General features: G+C 37.7%; 14 protein-coding genes, 1 tRNA gene, 1 rRNA gene and 1 pseudogene. 1 reads left to right on the top strand and 16 read right to left on the bottom strand.

What is annotated here, in order from left to right; all coding sequences use genetic code 11:
- The 16 genes and pseudogenes from BM121_RS21555 to spoIIE form a co-directional block, all read right to left on the bottom strand.
- Positions 1-190, bottom strand: a 16S ribosomal RNA gene (locus BM121_RS21555); the annotation flags it as partial.
- A gap of 346 nt (positions 191-536) precedes the next feature.
- Positions 537-2,018 carry a lysine--tRNA ligase gene (gene lysS / locus BM121_RS21550; RefSeq protein ID WP_091486824.1) on the bottom strand — a complete coding sequence of 494 codons (1,482 nt, stop codon included), beginning with the start codon at positions 2,016-2,018 and terminating at the stop codon, positions 537-539.
- Positions 2,019-2,236: 218 nt separating this feature from the next.
- Complete coding sequence (locus BM121_RS21545; protein ID WP_091486822.1) at positions 2,237-2,437, bottom strand: helix-turn-helix domain-containing protein; 201 nt, start codon at positions 2,435-2,437, stop codon at positions 2,237-2,239.
- The gene (gene folK, locus BM121_RS21540) at positions 2,389-2,919 is read right to left on the bottom strand and encodes a 2-amino-4-hydroxy-6-hydroxymethyldihydropteridine diphosphokinase (protein ID WP_091486819.1); all 531 of its coding nucleotides are present in this window, start codon (positions 2,917-2,919) and stop codon (positions 2,389-2,391) included. Before folK ends, BM121_RS21545 begins: the two co-directional genes overlap by 49 nt.
- Complete coding sequence (gene folB / locus BM121_RS21535) at positions 2,916-3,281, bottom strand: dihydroneopterin aldolase (protein ID WP_091486816.1); 366 nt, start codon at positions 3,279-3,281, stop codon at positions 2,916-2,918. Before folB ends, folK begins: the two co-directional genes overlap by 4 nt.
- 1 nt (position 3,282) lies before the next feature.
- Positions 3,283-4,110, bottom strand: a complete 828-nt coding sequence (gene folP / locus BM121_RS21530; RefSeq protein ID WP_091486814.1) for a dihydropteroate synthase — start codon at positions 4,108-4,110, stop codon at positions 3,283-3,285.
- Between the two features lie 340 nt (positions 4,111-4,450).
- Positions 4,451-5,377 (bottom strand): cysteine synthase A, encoded by a 927-nt coding sequence (cysK, locus tag BM121_RS21525; RefSeq protein ID WP_091486811.1) that lies wholly within the window; start codon positions 5,375-5,377, stop codon positions 4,451-4,453.
- Positions 5,378-5,472: 95 nt separating this feature from the next.
- On the bottom strand, positions 5,473-6,393 hold the full coding sequence (locus tag BM121_RS21520; protein WP_091486809.1) for a peptidylprolyl isomerase: 921 nt from the start codon (positions 6,391-6,393) through the stop codon (positions 5,473-5,475).
- Positions 6,394-6,408: 15 nt separating this feature from the next.
- Positions 6,409-7,281 carry an Hsp33 family molecular chaperone HslO gene (gene hslO / locus BM121_RS21515; RefSeq protein WP_091486807.1) on the bottom strand — a complete coding sequence of 291 codons (873 nt, stop codon included), beginning with the start codon at positions 7,279-7,281 and terminating at the stop codon, positions 6,409-6,411.
- An 18-nt stretch (positions 7,282-7,299) separates the two neighbouring features.
- A complete protein-coding gene (locus tag BM121_RS21510; protein WP_091486804.1) occupies positions 7,300-8,079 on the bottom strand; it encodes a type III pantothenate kinase in 780 nt (259 codons plus the stop codon).
- A gap of 881 nt (positions 8,080-8,960) precedes the next feature.
- Positions 8,961-10,758 (bottom strand): annotated as a pseudogene (ftsH, locus tag BM121_RS21505) (ATP-dependent zinc metalloprotease FtsH); the annotation flags it as partial.
- A gap of 101 nt (positions 10,759-10,859) precedes the next feature.
- A complete protein-coding gene (gene hpt, locus BM121_RS21500) occupies positions 10,860-11,405 on the bottom strand; it encodes a hypoxanthine phosphoribosyltransferase (protein WP_091486799.1) in 546 nt (181 codons plus the stop codon).
- Between the two features lie 12 nt (positions 11,406-11,417).
- Positions 11,418-12,824, bottom strand: coding sequence for a tRNA lysidine(34) synthetase TilS (gene tilS / locus BM121_RS21495; RefSeq protein ID WP_175495525.1), 1,407 nt, complete (start codon positions 12,822-12,824; stop codon positions 11,418-11,420).
- A 66-nt stretch (positions 12,825-12,890) separates the two neighbouring features.
- Entirely contained in the window at positions 12,891-13,835 is a 945-nt protein-coding gene (locus BM121_RS21490) for a serine/threonine protein kinase (protein ID WP_091486793.1), read from the bottom strand.
- The gene (locus BM121_RS21485) at positions 13,807-14,559 is read right to left on the bottom strand and encodes a vWA domain-containing protein (RefSeq protein ID WP_342714527.1); all 753 of its coding nucleotides are present in this window, start codon (positions 14,557-14,559) and stop codon (positions 13,807-13,809) included. The genes BM121_RS21490 and BM121_RS21485 overlap by 29 nt, the downstream gene beginning before the upstream one ends.
- A gap of 68 nt (positions 14,560-14,627) precedes the next feature.
- Entirely contained in the window at positions 14,628-17,075 is a 2,448-nt protein-coding gene (gene spoIIE / locus BM121_RS21480) for a stage II sporulation protein E (protein WP_091486788.1), read from the bottom strand.
- A gap of 279 nt (positions 17,076-17,354) precedes the next feature.
- Here spoIIE and BM121_RS21475 point away from each other — a divergent pair.
- Positions 17,355-17,428: transfer RNA gene (locus BM121_RS21475), tRNA-Met, on the top strand.
- The last annotated feature ends 439 nt before the right edge of the window (positions 17,429-17,867 follow it).

Raw genomic sequence — 17,867 nt, 5'->3', positions numbered from 1 at the left:
CCGGTATTAGCCCCGGTTTCCCGGAGTTATCCCAGTCTTATAGGTAGGTTGCCCACGTGTTACTCACCCGTCCGCCGCTCGTTCCACTCGCTTCACTCCGAAGAGATCAGACAAGCTTCCCGCGCTCGACTTGCATGTATTAGGCACGCCGCCAGCGTTCGTCCTGAGCCAAGATCAAACTCTCAATAAAGTTGTCTTGCGCTCGCTTCTAAAAGCTAGCTTGTTTCATGTTTAAAATCATACTGGTTGTTTTGTTCAGTTTTCAAAGATCAATGTGTTGGCTGTTTTTTGCGACAGCTTTTATATCATACCATCTCATTCATTTCATGTCAACAACTTTTTTGCTTTAAATTCTTGCTTGTTGTTGAAAGATGATATTTTTTGTTATGTCGTTTTCAGCGACGACTAATAATATACCATGCAAAGAGATTTAATGTCAACAACATTCTTCATTTTTTTAAATAAAATATTCGAAACCTTTTCTATCTATGAAAAAAGAACCTTAGTCCCGTGAATGGGCAAGGTCCTTTGTACAATTATTTATTACGCATTTGTGGGAAAAGTAAAACATCTCGGATTGATGGAGAGTTAGTTAACAACATAACAAGTCGATCAATACCTATTCCTAAACCACCAGTTGGAGGCATACCATACTCAAGTGCTTCTAAAAAGTCTTCATCCATTTCATGCGCTTCGTCATTACCTTGTTCTTTTTCTTTAACTTGTGCTTCAAATCGTTCTCGTTGGTCAATTGGATCATTTAATTCAGAGAATGCATTTGCATGCTCACGTCCAACAATAAAAAGTTCAAAACGATCTGTGAAACGTTGATCCTCCTTGTTCTTCTTAGCTAAAGGAGATATTTCTACAGGATGACCATAAACGAAGGTTGGCTGAATTAACTTCTCTTCTACCTTCTGTTCAAAAAATTCATTAACAACATGTCCATATGTCATAGTATCTTCTACTTTTACACCTTGTTCTTTCGCTAAAGCTTTCGCCTCATCATCCGTCGTCTCTTTCCAGAAATCAATTCCTGTATATTCTTTAATGGCATCTACCATATGAAGTCTTGTCCATTTTGGCGCTAAATCAATCTCATAGTCTCCATAAGTAACTGTTGTAGATCCTGTTACGTCTTTAGCGATATGTGCCACTAGGTTTTCAACTAGCTCCATAATATCATGATAGTCTGCATATGCTTCATACAATTCAATCATGGTAAATTCCGGGTTGTGACGAGTGGATACCCCTTCATTACGGAATACACGACCAATTTCATAAACTTTTTCCATACCACCAATAATCAATCGTTTTAAATGCAACTCAATTGCAATACGCATATATAAAGGAATATCAAGCGCGTTATGGTGTGTTTCAAACGGACGAGCGGATGCGCCACCAGCAATACCGTGCATCATTGGTGTTTCAACTTCTAAGAAACCTCTATCATCTAAGTATCGACGCATGGACTGAATAATTTTACTGCGAAGCACAAACGTACCTTTACTTTCCGCATTAGTAATCAAATCTAAGTAACGCTGACGATAACGTTGCTCTACGTCTTTTAGGCCGTGAAACTTCTCTGGTAAAGGACGAAGAGATTTCGTTAGCATCGTAAATTCGCTTGCTTTTACCGAAAGTTCCCCAACATTTGTTTTGAATACCGTACCCGTAACACCTACAATATCCCCTAAGTCTGCAGATTTAAAGATTTCGTAAGCTTCTTCTCCAATTTTATCTTTACGTACATATAATTGGATTTGGCCACTTAAATCTTGAAAATGTGAGAAACCAGCTTTTCCTTTGCCTCGCTTCGTCATAATCCGGCCTGCTACTGTAGTTTCAATTGCTTTTTCTTCTAATTCTTCTTTAGAGAACTGATCATATTCTTCTATTAATTCTTCAGCCAAGTGTGTACGAACAAATTTATCACCAAATGGATCAATACCCTGCTCACGGTAACTGTTCATTTTATCCAAACGCACACGCATGTGTTCATTTAGTTCTTCACTCATTCTATTCACCCCAATAATTTATTTATATATCAAAAAACTGCCAGCATCAAACTGGCAGTATCACATTTATGATTAGTATAGAAAAGGAACTCTTTTGTGTCAATGTTTACACACTTAAGAAACGCTTGCTTTTTGTTCTAATTGTTCTACATAATCACATAATAGTTCTTCTTTAGCTTCTGTCTGATTTATTTGATTAAGTACGTTACCATTTCCTTTTAAGGTGCAAATTCTTCTAATGAAATATCTAGCTTAGTTGCTATATCTTCTAAATTATCCGTTGTAGGGATTCTTTTACCTCTTTCCATTTCACCTAATTGGGAAACAGATATTCCTAGTTTTTCTGCAAATTCTATTTGTGTATAACCTTTCAACTTCCGAAACGCTTTGATTCTCTTACCCCATTTGTTTGTTGCCATTTGACTACTCCTTCTTTATCTTGTGCAGGTATTTTTGCTAATAATTCTGTTATATTCTTATCTACATGTGCTATATATAAAAATGGATTTATTTCTGCTAATGGTATTAAAACAAATGCTCGTTCGTGTAATCTGGGATGCGGCAAAATTAATCGCTCTGTTTCTATATCTTCTTGGTCATATACTAAAATATCAAGATCAATTGTCCTTGGACCCCATTTTATTTCTCGTTTCCTGCCAAAATTCTGTTCAATAGTTTGGCAAACATTCAGCAGGGAATTCGGATCTAGATCTGTTTCGATTTCGATCACCATATTCAAAAATTGCTCTTGGTCTACAAAACCAACTGGATCTGTTTCATAAACAGAAGATTGGCCATTTATTACTATTTTATCATGCTTAGCTAATTCTTCTATAGCTTGATCTAAATAAGTTAATCTAGGTTGGATATTTGATCCAAGTGCTATATATACTTTTTTCATAAAGACTTCTCCCTGTGTATTTCAACAGCTACCGATTGATAATGACCCGGAATAGGTGGGTCAGGTTTGATCACTTTGACTGTGCATGCTTTTAATAGGTCAAACTGGAACAAAAGTACCTCTGCAATCTCTTCAGCCACTGCTTCAATTAAATTTTTAGAACGTCCTTCGACGACTTGTTCTGTCAATTGATAAACGAGGCCATAGTCAATGGAAAGATGGAGATCGTCTGCTTTTCCTGCTTGTTTCAAATCTGCTTCTAATATAACATCTACTAAAAAACGTTGCCCCAACTTTTTTTCTTCAGGTAATACTCCATGAAACCCGTAAAAAGTCATTTTATTAAGATAAATCTTATCCATCTTATACACCACCTTTACCAATCAGCTTGTCCATCATCTTGACCATTCTTACATTTAATTCGACATTATGAACGCGGACCATCTCACAACCCTTTGTTAAACCGTAGCATACAGTCGCTCCAGTTCCTTCATCCCGTTCGTCGACTGGCAAATTTAATGTTTTGGCAATAATGGACTTCCGGGATGTTCCGAGTAAAACCGGATAATCTAATTCTCGAAGACGATCCATTTCCTGAATTACTTGAATATTTTCTTCATATGTCTTAGCAAATCCAACGCCTGGATCGAGGATCATCTGCTCTTTTTTTACGCCTGCATCTAACGCAATCTGGATACTCTCTTTTAAATCGGATAACACGTCATCGATCAGCGAATCGTATGTTGGGTTTTCGCGATTGTGCATCAGTATAATCGGAACATCTAATTCTGCTGCTACCTTTGCAATTTCCGGTTCTTTCTTTGCACCCCAGACATCATTAATAATCGATGCTCCTGCTTCTATTGAGAGCTTTGCTACCTCCGCTTTCCATGTATCAATTGAAATTGGTATATTTATTTCATCTACTAGCGCTTTAATAACTGGAATCACTCGGTCTATTTCTTCTCTCTCTGTTACTGGCGTGTGTCCGGGTCTTGTTGATTCACCACCAATATCAATAATGTCCGCGCCTTCTTCTTCCATTTGTTTTGCTTGGCGGATGGCCGCTTGGATATTATTATATTTACCCCCATCAGAAAAAGAGTCTGGTGTAACATTTAATATACCCATGACTAATGTTTTTTCCGGATAGTGATAATCTTTTATTTTTGTGCGTAGCCATTTTTCCATGATACCCCACCCTTACGAAACGAATTCTATAATGTATTCATAACAAAATATTATAACATAAATACTTATGAAAAGTTTAACTCTGTTGAAAAATATTTTCTTCTACTAACATCAATTCTATCCCGAAGAGAGATAAGCTCTCCATACCCTCTTTTTACCTCATTCGTGATAGATACAAACTTACAAACAGCGCAATAACTTATTGCGTAGATTTGCTCTTCCACCTTGTTGAAGGTGAGTGCTGGGAAACGCTTATCTTGAAATAAAAACCCGCTTCATTATATAAATGAAACGGGTTCTTCGTTTATTCAATCTATTTTATTAAATAACCGTTTGCTGTTTATTCTTCGTCGAATTGATAAAGTGGTGTTGATAGATAACGTTCACCGTTACTCGGAAGAACAGCAAGAACTTTTTTGCCTTTTCCAAGTTTTTGAGCTACTTGTTTAGCAGCATAAATAGCTGCGCCTGATGATACACCACCTAGCACACCATCTTTGCGAGCAGCTTCTCTAGCTGTTTCATATGCTTGATCATTAGTAACCGTAATCACTTCATCATAAATATCCGTGTCAAGAACTTCTGGTACAAATCCCGCACCAATTCCTTGAATTTTATGAGGACCCGGTTTATTTCCCGATAATATAGCTGAATCAGTTGGTTCTAGCGCATAAATCTTAATATCTTTGTATTGATCCTTCAAGACTTTACCGGCACCAGTAATTGTTCCACCAGTTCCAATACCAGAAATAAATGCATCCAGTTGATCACCCATTTGCTCAACAATTTCTTTACCAGTTGTACGTGCATGAACAGCAGGGTTTGCTACATTGTTAAATTGCTGAGGCATGAAATAGCCGTGTTCTTTTTGTAATTCTCCGGCTTTTGCAATGGCACCTTTCATACCATCTGCACCTGGTGTCAGTACTAAATCTGCACCATAAGCACGCAAGAGATTACGTCTTTCCATACTCATTGTATCAGGCATTACCAAAATTGCTTTATATCCTTTAACAGCGGCAACTAATGCTAAACCTATACCTGTATTACCACTTGTTGGTTCAACAATGGTATCTCCGTCCTTCAAAACACCTTCTTCTTCGGCCGCTTCAATCATCGCGAGTGCGATACGATCCTTAACAGAACTACCAGGATTCATGAATTCTAACTTTAAATAAATCTCTGCACCTTCTGGATCAGCCGTACGATTTAATTTCACAATTGGCGTGTTTCCAATCAATTCCGCAACATTTTGAGCTACTTTCATTCCAGTTCCTCCTCAAATCCAAGTAAAATCATTGGTTTTATATACAATTTACATGAAACGGCATACATTGTCAACCCATAAAATGGAAGGGTCCGCTAATTTCCTTCATTTTTATAGTTTAAATCTATCTCTAGCTGATCCCAAAGAACCGAAGCATCTACTTCAGATTCTAATTGATCTAATGCTATATCTTGTCGTACTTCCTCATACGCCTCTTCATAGCTCAATTCTATATCGGGGAGATGTTGATGATGAAAGATAATCGCATACCCGTTGTTTACCAATATTGGTTCGCTATACGTTCCTGCTTTTAATGACGTAGCTGTCTCAAAGTATTCACTTGGTATAAAACTGCTTGTCTCAGAATAATATCCTAAATAGCCACCATTCGCTTTACTTTCTTCATCAACAGACAACTCTGATGCGACCTCACTAAAAGATTCGCCATCTTCCAACCTCGCCATCACATACTCTGCATCTTGTTCCGTAGAAACGAGAATGTGTGATAATTGGACCATATCATCAAACTGGTATTGATTTTGATAAAATTGATAATACTCTTCTATTTCTGTTTCAGATACACTGATATTTTCACTTAAAAGATGTTGTAAATAATAACGATATTTAATTTGCTCTGTCCATTTCTCCATTTTTTTCTCTTTTTCCTCTGCTGATAATACTCCTTGCATTACCATCATTCTGGATAATTCTCGATCCACTATTTTAGGATGAATTTCCAGATTCTCTTCCTCTGCCAACTGAAAAACAACTTCTTGATCAATTAAATCGTTTAAAACGGACTTACCATATTGCTCTGTTAATTCGCTCATCCAATCTTGGTACAAAATTTCCTGATTGCCGATCTCTGCTAAAGGTTTATTACTATCCACTCTATTTTCTTCTAATACTGCAAATTCATTTGAGCTATTTTCTCCAGAGAGGATAAAAATGGTTGTAATATTTGTTATGAGCAATAGTAATATAATAGACCATAATACCAGACGTGATACCCTCAACCATTACTCCCCCTTTTACTCTGTCTTCAATGCTCGCAATTCATCTATTGAGAATTTGTATATTTCATTACAAAAATGACAAGAAGCTGTTGCACCATGATCTTCCCTAATCATGGCATCAATCTCTTCATTCCCTAAACTTTGGATTGCTGTTTCCAGTCTTTCTTTTGAGCAAGGGCAAGAAAATTGCACAGGTAAACGTTCATGTATTTTTACTTTGTCCTCACCTAATAACAATCCCAATATCTCCTCTGGTAGTTTTCCATCTTGGATCAACTTTGAAATAGGTGGGACATTGGCGATATTTTCTTCAATTCTGGCAATTGTATCTTCCGATGCTCCTGGCAACATTTGTACGATAAATCCTCCCGCAGCTAAAATGCTGTGATCAGGGTTTACTAAAACACCCGCTCCTACCGCTGATGGAACCTGTTCAGAATTAGCTAAATAATACGTAAAGTCTTCACTTATTTCTCCTGATACAATGGGAACTTGACCAGTAAAATGATTCTTCAAGCCTAAATCTTTAACAATGCTTAGTGTTCCCTCAGTTCCTACTGCTCTTCTTACATCTAGTTTACCATGTTCGTTCGATTCGAAATCTACATGGGGATTTCCAACATAGCCACGTACTTCTCCTTTGGCATTTGCATCAGTGATAATTGCCCCCATTGGACCGTTTCCTTCCACTTTCACTGTCAACTTATCGTCGCCTTTCAGCATCGCACCTAACATCGTGGATATGGAAAGTGTTCTTCCCATTGCTGCAGAAGCTGTTGCCCAGGTATCTTGACGTTGGCGTGCTTCTTCTACTGTATCTGTTGATCGGATTGCGTATGCCCTCACATCTCCAGCGTATGCTGTTGCTTTTAATAAATAATCACTCATATATATACGTCCTTTCTTTTATGCAAAATTTCTCTCATTCTTTTGGTATATTTCGTACAATCCTTTTAAGGTTAGATAAGGGTCGACAATATCAATGACAGAAGAGTCTTTGGCAATTAATGTCGCTAAACCACCTGTGGCGATCACTTTTGGTGATCCTCCAACCTCCTTTTTCACCCGGTTAACGACGGCATCTACTTGACCCACGTATCCGAAATAAACACCTGATTGCATAGCTTCCACCGTCGATTTACCTAAAACCTGATTTGGTTTTTTTACTTCGATTTTCGGCAACTTGGCTGCATTTTGGTATAGAGCTTCTAATGAAATATTAATGCCGGGAGTGATAACACCACTGACATATTCATCTGCCTCATTGATATAACAATAAGTAGTAGCAGTCCCGAAATCGATAATAATACTCGGTGAACCATATTCTTTGATGACGCCGACTGCATTGACGACACGGTCAGCACCTAACTCTTTAGGATTAGGATACTTCATTTTTAAGTATGGATTCACTTTTTCATCACCAATTATCATTGGGCTACAATGAAAATATTTATCTGCCATACGCTGGAGGGCAAATAAAATTGGTGGGACTACGGATGAGATAACAATGCCATTAATGTCGGAAAAAGTTAATCCTTCATGTGCTAATAGGGATTTAATAAACATGGCATATTCGTCTTCTGTTTGGTTTTTGTCTGTTTGCATGCGCCACTGATATGTTAATTGGCCTTCGCTAAACACTCCTAATACGGTGTTTGTGTTACCAACATCTAATACAAAGATCATAATTTCCTCCACAATATTTAAAATTTGTTTACTTATTTTCATATTGTATAGCTTGCAAGCAACTAGTCGCAAGTTTTAAGGTTGTCCTTAATCCGCTTAAAGAACTTGAGTGATTGCTCCCACCGCTATACGCTACCGATTTCCACCCCCCTATCCTGTATTTGTTTCGTAATAGATACAAACTGCGCAACAGTGAAAATTCATTTTGGGAGAGATGTTCTTCCATTCTTCTGGAGGTGACTGCTAATTCGTCGCTGCAGAAAAATACTCCCTTTCACCCAAGGGCACAAGCGCAACATCTACTCAAGCAAAGATCGCTTTCGTAGTGTCTTCTATGCCGTCGGGGAACGTTTCAGCCTCCTCACGAGCAAAATACGCTCGTTGCGGGGTCTTCAGACTGTTCCTTTCCCACAGGAGTGTCGCATTTTTCCGCAGCTTAGAATAGTGTTCTAATAAAGTTACAGGAAACCTGAAGAATATAGTTCCATGAGTTCTATGCTCCTAATAATCAGAACACTAAAATTAGCGAAGTATTCTGCCGGAGCGTTTCCCAGCACTCACCATCAAAAAGGTGGAAGAAAGCAAATCTACGCAATTAGTTACTGCGCAGTTTATGGTTTTTGTGCATCTTTATATTCTTTCCCTTTAAAATGAAAAAGCAGCTCCTTAGAAGGAACTGCTTTTGGTTTATTCTTTATCTTTGTTTTCTGGTGTTTCTTCTTCCGTGTTTGTTTCTTCTTCTGATTTTGGTTGGATGTTCACTTTTACATCAGAAGATTTTTCATCTTCATTATTTGATTCTTCTGTTTCTGCCTTTTCAGATGGTTTTTCTCCGCCATCTTGTTCAGAAACAACTGGATCTGGTAGTTTACCATCTTCAAATAACCCTTTAATCTGCTTGGCATCTAGCGTCTCCACTTCTAATAAAGTCTTCGCTACAAGCTCTAACTTATCACGATTTTCTGTGAGAATTTCTTGTGCTCTGCCATAGCATTCCTGAATAAGGTTTTGAATTTCCTGGTCAATTTCATATGCAATTGCATCACTGTAATTTTGTTCATTTTGCATATCACGGCCCAAGAATACTTGGCTATTACTATTACCAAATTGCAGTGGTCCAATTTTTTCACTCATACCATATTCCGTAACCATCTTACGAGCAATTCCAGTTGCTCGTTGGAAGTCATTATGTGCACCAGTACTTACTTCACCGAAGATAACCTCTTCGGCTACACGACCACCTAATAAACCGGTAATTTTATCAAATAATTCTGGTTTTGTCATAAAGTAGCGATCTTCACGCGGAAGCATGACGGCATATCCACCAGCTTGACCACGAGGTACTATCGTCACCTTATGTACCATATCAGCATCATCTAGTACCATACCGATAATTGTGTGTCCACTTTCATGGTACGCAACAATATTTCGTTCTTTTTTGGATATAACCCTACTTTTCTTAGCAGGCCCAGCAATAACACGGTCAATTGCTTCGTCAACATCTTCCATGCCAATTTTATCTTTATCATATCGTGCCGCTACAAGTGCCGCTTCATTCAGCAAGTTCTCCAAATCTGCACCAGAGAAACCTGGTGTACGCATCGCAATCGTTTTTAACTCCACATCATCTGCTAGTGGTTTATCACGCACGTGTACTTTTAAGACATCTTCACGACCTCTTAAGTCTGGACGATCTACTGTAATTTGACGGTCAAAACGTCCTGGACGTAATAATGCCGGGTCTAAAATATCTGGTCTGTTTGTTGCAGCGATAATGATAATTCCTTCATTCTCACCAAAACCATCCATTTCAACGAGTAATTGGTTTAAGGTTTGTTCACGTTCGTCGTGACCGCCACCTACACCAGCACCACGCTGACGACCTACTGCATCAATCTCATCAATAAAGATGATACATGGCGCATTTTTCTTCGCATTTTCAAATAAATCACGTACACGAGATGCACCAACACCTACAAACATTTCAACGAAGTCCGAACCACTGATAGAAAAGAACGGAACTCCTGCTTCACCTGCAACTGCTCTGGCAAGTAATGTTTTACCTGTACCAGGAGGTCCTACTAATAAAACCCCTTTTGGAATTTTTGCACCAATAGCAGCGAATTTACGGGGATCCTTTAAGAAATCTACGACCTCCACTAATTCCTGCTTCTCTTCATCCGCACCAGCAACATCTCTGAAACGAACTTTTTTCTTTTCTTCACTGTACATTTTCGCTTTACTCTTACCAAAGTTCATGACACGGCTACCGCCACCTTGAGCTTGGTTAAGTAAGAAGAAAAACAGAATGAATATAATTACAAATGGAATCATGGTAGTTAAGAACGTTACCCATCCACTTGGTTGTTCTTCTTCTTTCACACTTAATATCCCTTGATCTTGGGCAGTTTCTTCAATCTGTTCGATAATACCCGGACTATCTAAGATATTGGTAACAAAGGTTTTATCATCTTGTTCTAATTCCCCTGCCACACGTATTACACCATTGGAAGGGCGCATTTCCATATCTGTGATTTCGTTATTTTCCAATGCTTGCATAAATTCATTTACTTTTAATTCTTCAGCCTGATTGTTTTGGCTGCTGAATACTGATATGATCCCTATCACAACTAAAAAGATTACAAAATAGAGAATCACGTTACGTATAATCCGATTCATTGCCTACCTCCTCCCGAGACGAGAAAACTATAGTAAATAGTATCATATTGAAAGACTTCATGACAACTAATTACAACTGACATCTGCTTCATTTTTTTCCTTTATTCTTCTCCACCATAAATTTCCGGTTTCAAAATTCCGATATATGGAAGATTTCGGTATTTCTCTTGATAGTCTAATCCATAGCCTACCACAAATTCATTTGGCACTTCAAAACCTACCTTATCTGCTTTAATTTCAGCAGTTCTACCTTCAGGCTTATCTAATAATGTGACAATTTTAATAGAATTTGCTTGTCGATACTTAAATAAATCAACTAGATAGCTTAGTGTAAGACCACTATCAATAATGTCTTCCATAATTATGATATCACGTCCCTCTACTTTTGTATCTAAATCTTTTACGATTTTAACTTCACCAGAGGATCGCATTTCATTCCCGTAACTGGACACATCCATAAAATCCATTTCCAGATGTGTATCAATCGAACGTAATATATCCGACATAAAAGGTAATGCTCCCTTTAACACACCAATTGCTAACGGAAATTTTCCTTCATATTCTTTCGTTAATTGTTCCCCGAGCTCTCTACATTTCGCTTGTATTTGCTCTTCGGAAATTAATATTTCCTTTATTTCATTGTGCATCTTGCTGCCTCCCTATTCACTTGAATCTGTATATGTTAATGCAATATATTTCCCAACAGAACTTTCGCGTACTATTTCCGCTTTCTTTAAACCTACAATCCAAAGTAAGGATCCATCTGCACCAAATATGAGTGGCCAGTTGTCTCTTAAATAAACTGGAACCTTCTCATCAATAAATATATCTTTGACTTTCTTCCGGCCATTTAACCCTCTAACATTCATACGATCCCCAGGCATTCTCACTCTCATACTCAACGGTAATAAAGATTCACATTCGATTGGGATATGTAAAGTATGATTATCTTCATGGATGGTTCCAGAGGCATATGTGACTGTAAGGGTTACGCCGTTCGGTAATAGCATTACACCGGGAACTTTTATGAATTGGTGGACTTTCCATTCCTTTTTGACTTGGGAGAGAAAGTGGAAACGCAATTCCTGATAATTTTTCGTTACTGTTAAAGATTTCGGGAAATCTAAGTTAACATTACTCTTTTGTTGTCTTAATAATGAAAAAAAGTCTTTTTCATGTTGCGAAGATAAATCTGTCGGTACTTCTTGATAAAGATAGTTTAATATTAGACGAAAGGCTCGTCTTTGTAAAGCTATCGGATAAGATCGAAAAACATCAATATTAAAAAACACCATGTTTTTTTTACATGTGACGACTTCATGCACCATTGCTTCTGATTGTGTTTGAAGAAATTCCTCGTCTTCCGTCATACGCTCTGTCATTTCCTGGACATGAAGATGGACTTGATGATCTTGTTGCCGGAGCAACGGTAAGACATGCAAACGAAAAAAGTTACGTGTATAGGTTATAGAGTTGTTCGATGGGTCCTCTCTGGGAACAATATCGAGTTCTCGGCAATACCGATAAATCTCATCCTTGGATAAACATAATAAAGGTCTAATTATATGTCCGATTGCAAATTCCCTTTTTATCGGGATACCAGTTAAAGCAGTTGGATTAGACTGACGCACCATCCGCATTAATACTGTTTCTACCTGGTCATCACCATGATGTGCCAGGGCTAAAACATCAGATCCTGTTTCTTCCATGACCTCTTCAAATACTTGATAACGTAAATGACGGGCGGCTAATTGCGTTCCTTCTTTATGTATTTCTTTTCTCCTGTTCACATTTACCTGCTTCCCAACAAAAGGGACTCCTAAATTCTCACAAATACTTTCAACGTATTTAACATCTTCTGCGGACTCTTCACCACGTAAACCATGATCAATAGAAATCACCACAATTTTTAAATGCCACTGTTTCTGCACGCTTATTAAATAATGCAACAATAATAAGGAATCTGCACCACCCGAAACACCTACTAACACCTTTGCATGCATATGTAGTAATTGATGTCTCTTCATAAATGGCGTCAATTTATCATAAAGGGTTGATCTACTCAAACACCACCACCCCATCCAATCTCTTTTACATTATTTTAACATAATATGCGTTATAAAATCCTTTTATCACATAAAAAATGTTACATAAAGATAACAAACTCCTCCTATGGTTAATATACTACTTACTTCAAGAAAAGGGTGAAATGCTTCATGAGAGCTTTTTGCTTGTTGATTATATCTTCTCTTATTTTTTTTTGATTTCTGATGAATAAAATAAGTCAATAAAAAGTCTTTTACCTGCTCAGCATCGTTAACCGAATTATTGATGAGCATTAGCAGTAATTTCTTCAGTGGTTCAATCGTTACCGCTCTATTGATTTTCTGCTGTAACGTTTTTTTAGGATTATTTCCTCTTGTAAATCCATTGGGATAATAGACACGCAAAATCACCATAGCTAATGCGAAAAGATCGTACCCCGGATCTGCTTTACGTGAACCGCATTGCCAATAGGCACGATCGTAAAATTCGGTGTACTCCTTGATCGATCTACCTTGTAATGTTGTCCCACCTACATCAACCCATCTTAATTGAACCGGTTTGCGTGATACAATTAAATTTTCTATTTTTAAGTCACCAAATACATACCCTTGCTGATGTAATACATGTAAATCATTAGCGAATTTTATTAGAAGAGATACTAACCACTCATGACCATTTCTTCTGATAAAATCATGCAATGACTCACCAGAGATATACTCCATGACATAGAAAGAATAATTAAAACCGTTCTGAGCCTGATAATCATCCACATCCATCAAAGAAGGTCCAAGGTGATAACCTTGAACCGCTTGGAAGGATTTCAATACATTTACTTCGGAACTCACAGATGCACTTTGTTTACTGATTTTCAGTGCTACTTGTCTGTTCTCGTGGACACAAAGATAAACAGCGCCAATCGCACCGCTTCCTAGTTTTTTTACTACATGGTAGTGATTACGGTGCCATTTACCTTTGACTATTTGTCCTTTCCTTAAATGTATATCAGGCTTCTTCGATGTCTGTGTAATCATCGCGTATAAATCTCCTTCGTAACGTCTTCTTACCAAATTGATACATAGCTTCTTTTAAAGCTGGTCCAGTTGGTGTAATACCTCCACTGGATATTTTTGCGAAAATAGAAGTGATGGAATCTAGTTTTGATGTCCAATCTACTAATTGTTGAATTGATTTTTTTCGACCAGGGAATTGATATACAGCGAAACGACTTCTCCCAATTCGTGCGTTCATACTGATAGAAAGATCAATTAGAGCTTCTTGAACAGTTGGTAATTTATTCGTCATGCTTGCACTTGTATCGACTAGTACTAACACTTCTAAATCACATGTTTCCCCTAATTCATCCACTACTTCCATTACTTCCCCGCGCTGATCTGGGGGTAATTCTTCCATTGTTTTTTCACTTCCTAGTATTTGCGTTAACTCATTATTTACAACACCTTGTAATGTTTCTGTCATCGCCTGTTTTGTAACAGTTTGAACGGTTTGTGCTAGAGCATCCTGATAGACAATTTGACTGACTCCATGACCGTTACCAGCGATTTCTTCTACTTCTTCCAAACCCTCTGGTTGTTCAGTATGATCATCTTCTAATATACCAATGACATTAACAGTAATTCCTTGTTCTGCTACTAAACTAGCTACAAGTGCCGGATCTTCCCCTTGATTGGAACAACCATCCGTAATTAAAAGAATTTGTTTAAGTGTCCCTGTTTTCATATCATTTTCCCTCCTAATTATTGGTCACTGATTATTAGTAAGGTTCGCCAATAATGGAAAGAATTATACGTTTTATCTCTCGCTCATTAGCTAATATTTTCTCGTTCAAATTGCCGGAAAGAACGAATGGGTGCCCATTGTGGTTGATTTTCAGTAATTTGTGCTACTAATACCGTCATATCATCTTCTATCTCACCACTTTGCGTTCGAATCACCTCTTCCAACAACAAATCAGCGATTTCTTGAGGCTCTTTCGTTTCCATTTCTAGCAGCTTTCGTTTCAACCAAAGATCGACATTCTCTATATCTTTCGGACCTTCAAAAATTCCATCACTCATCATAATCAAGAAATCTCCTGCTTTTAATTGTGTGCTGACTACATCCACTTCCACCTCTTGAATAATTCCGATTGGGAGGTTACCAGCTTCTATCTTCTCTACACCATCACTTCGCATAATAAAACTAGGTGTTGAACCAACTTTTAAAAATTGAACTACTGCATGATGAAGATCTACCATTGCTAAATCTAATGTTGCGTAAATCTCTTCATTTGTCCTTAGTGCTAAAATAGAGTTGATTGACTTAATTGCCACTTGCTCGTGTAAACCAGATTCTAAAATTTGTTGCAATAAACGTAATGTTTCGGTACTTTCTTCATGTGCTCGATCTCCGTTCCCCATCCCGTCACTAATAGCTAACGCGTACTTTCCGGCACCAAGCTCCATTGATTTATAGCAATCTCCTGATATTAATCCTCCTCCTTTAGCAGCATGTGCGACTCCTGTTTGAACGACAAATTTTCTGGCAGATCCGAAGGTAAAAAAGCTATGTCCTTTGGCTAAAGGAGATAGATCTTCCGCAACGACAATAATCGTTTCATCCAAAATATCAGAAAGAATAGGCGCAATTAGTTTCGCAGCTTCTCCATGGTATTGTTGGAACGCGATGACCATTTCAATATCGATGTTGCCATTTTCCAGATTATAAATATCTAATTTTTCAAGCTCAATACCGACATGTTTTAACGCTGCAACAATTTCAATTTCTTGTTGTTCATGATTTTCCTTTTCTTTGAGGATTTCATTAGCAAAATTCTCCATCACTTCTGATACACCGTGTAATTGATCTGCGACAAAACGTCTGCTTTCTAACACTTGTTTCTTTAGCTGTTTGTTTGCTTCAAAAAAAGATAATTCTTGTTGCATGGTATCGATGACTTTACGAGATTTAATACAATGATTTTCAAACTGTCTGTTCGTTATATTGTTCAATTGATTATCTGTTTCCAGTTGGTCTTTGACATCGCGCATTAATTCATAGGTTGTATCAAATTGTTGAACCCAACAGGTTTCTTTTTTAAAACATGTTTGACAGGTTTTCTCTGTAACATTACTTAAATAATAGTCCACTTCTAAATCCTGTTCCTGCCATTGATTGGATTCAGTTTGAAAACTGCGAGATAAGGCTTTGAATACATTGGAGAACCGTTCTACCCGGTGTGCAGTTACGTTACGAACCTTTTGCAAATATTGCTCCTGCTCTTTTGTATGTTCAACAGTACCAGGTATATATTTAGCAAGCTGCTTAATGAATTTGCTCGGTGTAATCAAAAATAATAAAATCGCTAACGCTGATTCCATTAATGCAGATGCCAGATAATCGAAGGACTCGCCATATAAGCTAATTAACAACGTACTGATTAATAAACCTAAACTGACGGCCAGTTTCCTTCCTTCTTTCAATAAACCACCTAACAAACCAGAGAAAGCCAATAAACTCATTTGAAACATATTAGCGATACTAGCGAGGCTCAATATTAATCCAGCTACAACCCCAACAGTGGAACCAATAGCAGCACCCCCAACCAACGCAAGAAGTAATACTAAATATCGCGCAAGAACCTGTTCCATTTGCGCTTCATAGACTTCTACACCAATAACTCCTGTTAATACAGAAGCTAATAAAATAATGAAACAAACAATTTCTTCATTTTTTAATATTGGTTTATACCTTTTGGGTGATAATAATGGAATGCTTTGCATAAAGATAAGTAATAGAACAGCTGCCAATGTTCCTTCAACAAATGCGATTACCCACTCCAAGTATGTTAGTTGAGTTGTCATAGCATAGATGCTGATTCTAGGAATACTAGCTGCAAAAAAGACGAAAAACGGCAAGATCCTCTCAATCGCTTTCGATTGATATATGAAAAATGAGAGAACTATTAAGATAGAAATAGATAAAAATATATAGGAGCTATGTGAAAGTCCGTATGTAAAAGCTCCTATTAATGAGAACGTAATAAGGGGAAGTACCTTGTCTCGACGCAAAAACCAGACTGCCGCAACGAATGCGATTACAAATGGCGAAAGTGTTGATAAGATGACGGCTCTTCCTAATAAGAAACCAATAATACAAATAAGCAAACCTTTCTCAAACATTAAGCTTGTCCAATGTTGGGCGACCTTTTGACGTAAGTTACTCACCATAGGATGAGTAAAAGATTTTGGTTTATTATCCGTATATGTGTTCATTTATATCACTCCTCTGTCCACATTAAATCACATCTTCTCTCGATATTTTGTCAAAACAAGGAAGATGCAGTTCTAAAAAGTTCGACGCTATTCTTTGTATAAAGAACCAAACGACATTTTCTTCCTACCTTCCTTTCATTTCCTTCAATATTTTTGACAGACCGTGTTGATACAGAAAAGATAATAAGAAATTTGAAGTTGTTTGTTGACAGATAGGTAAAGCTGTTGTATTATATTTTTTGTGTCTTTAAAAAAAGACAAGTTCTTAATTTATATGATGGCGGTGTAGCTCAGCTGGCTAGAGCGTACGGTTCATACCCGTGAGGTCGTGGGTTCGATCCCCTCCGCCGCTATAAAGCAAAAGACTTGGCAATTGCCAAGTTTTTTTTTAATATATACCAATCCCCTCGCCAACTCTATTCTGGTTCGGTGTAGATAAAAACTGCGAAGTAATGAAAGTTTTGTTTGTTCTAAGTAGTGCAGTAATTAGATGTGCGGTAATCTAAGACATAATTTTGAAATATATCGTGATGATAACTACCACTCCGGCTGCCCACTTCCCTTTCCGTGGGTTTGCCCTTCAGCTAACTTTTTCGAGCAAAACCGCTCGTAAAAGTGGATCTTCAGGTCAAACAGGTCCCACAGGAGTGGAAGTGGGCGGCCTTCGTTAAGATATGCTCCACAACACTAATCCGAAATCAATCAGTCGATTTCTCCCCCAGTTGTAGCATAAGAGGGTACGGCTATGCTAAGGGGCATTCACAACCGATTAGCACTGTAATAAAACAGAAA

The organism is Gracilibacillus orientalis, assembly GCF_900114645.1.
Classification (GTDB): Bacteria; Bacillota; Bacilli; order Bacillales; family Amphibacillaceae; genus Gracilibacillus; species Gracilibacillus orientalis.
Note: the sequence above shows the minus strand (reverse complement) of the source record. Positions and strands in the feature narration are given on the sequence as shown.

Bases quoted from the DNA above. Each gene is read 5' to 3' on its own strand.
- cysK (WP_091486811.1), bottom strand. From the start codon at position 5,377: ATGAAAGTAGCTCAAAATGTTGCGGAATTGATTGGAAACACGCCAATT.
- folP (WP_091486814.1), bottom strand. From the start codon at position 4,110: ATGGAAAAATGGCTACGCACAAAAATAAAAGATTATCACTATCCGGAA.
- hpt (WP_091486799.1), bottom strand. From the start codon at position 11,405: ATGCACAATGAAATAAAGGAAATATTAATTTCCGAAGAGCAAATACAA.
- spoIIE (WP_091486788.1), bottom strand. From the start codon at position 17,075: ATGAACACATATACGGATAATAAACCAAAATCTTTTACTCATCCTATG.
- BM121_RS21510 (WP_091486804.1), bottom strand. From the start codon at position 8,079: ATGATCTTTGTATTAGATGTTGGTAACACAAACACCGTATTAGGAGTG.
- BM121_RS21490 (WP_091486793.1), bottom strand. From the start codon at position 13,835: ATGATTACACAGACATCGAAGAAGCCTGATATACATTTAAGGAAAGGA.
- folB (WP_091486816.1), bottom strand. From the start codon at position 3,281: ATGGATAAGATTTATCTTAATAAAATGACTTTTTACGGGTTTCATGGA.
- hslO (WP_091486807.1), bottom strand. From the start codon at position 7,281: ATGAGTGATTATTTATTAAAAGCAACAGCATACGCTGGAGATGTGAGG.
- folK (WP_091486819.1), bottom strand. From the start codon at position 2,919: ATGAAAAAAGTATATATAGCACTTGGATCAAATATCCAACCTAGATTA.
- lysS (WP_091486824.1), bottom strand. From the start codon at position 2,018: ATGAGTGAAGAACTAAATGAACACATGCGTGTGCGTTTGGATAAAATG.
- BM121_RS21545 (WP_091486822.1), bottom strand. From the start codon at position 2,437: ATGGCAACAAACAAATGGGGTAAGAGAATCAAAGCGTTTCGGAAGTTG.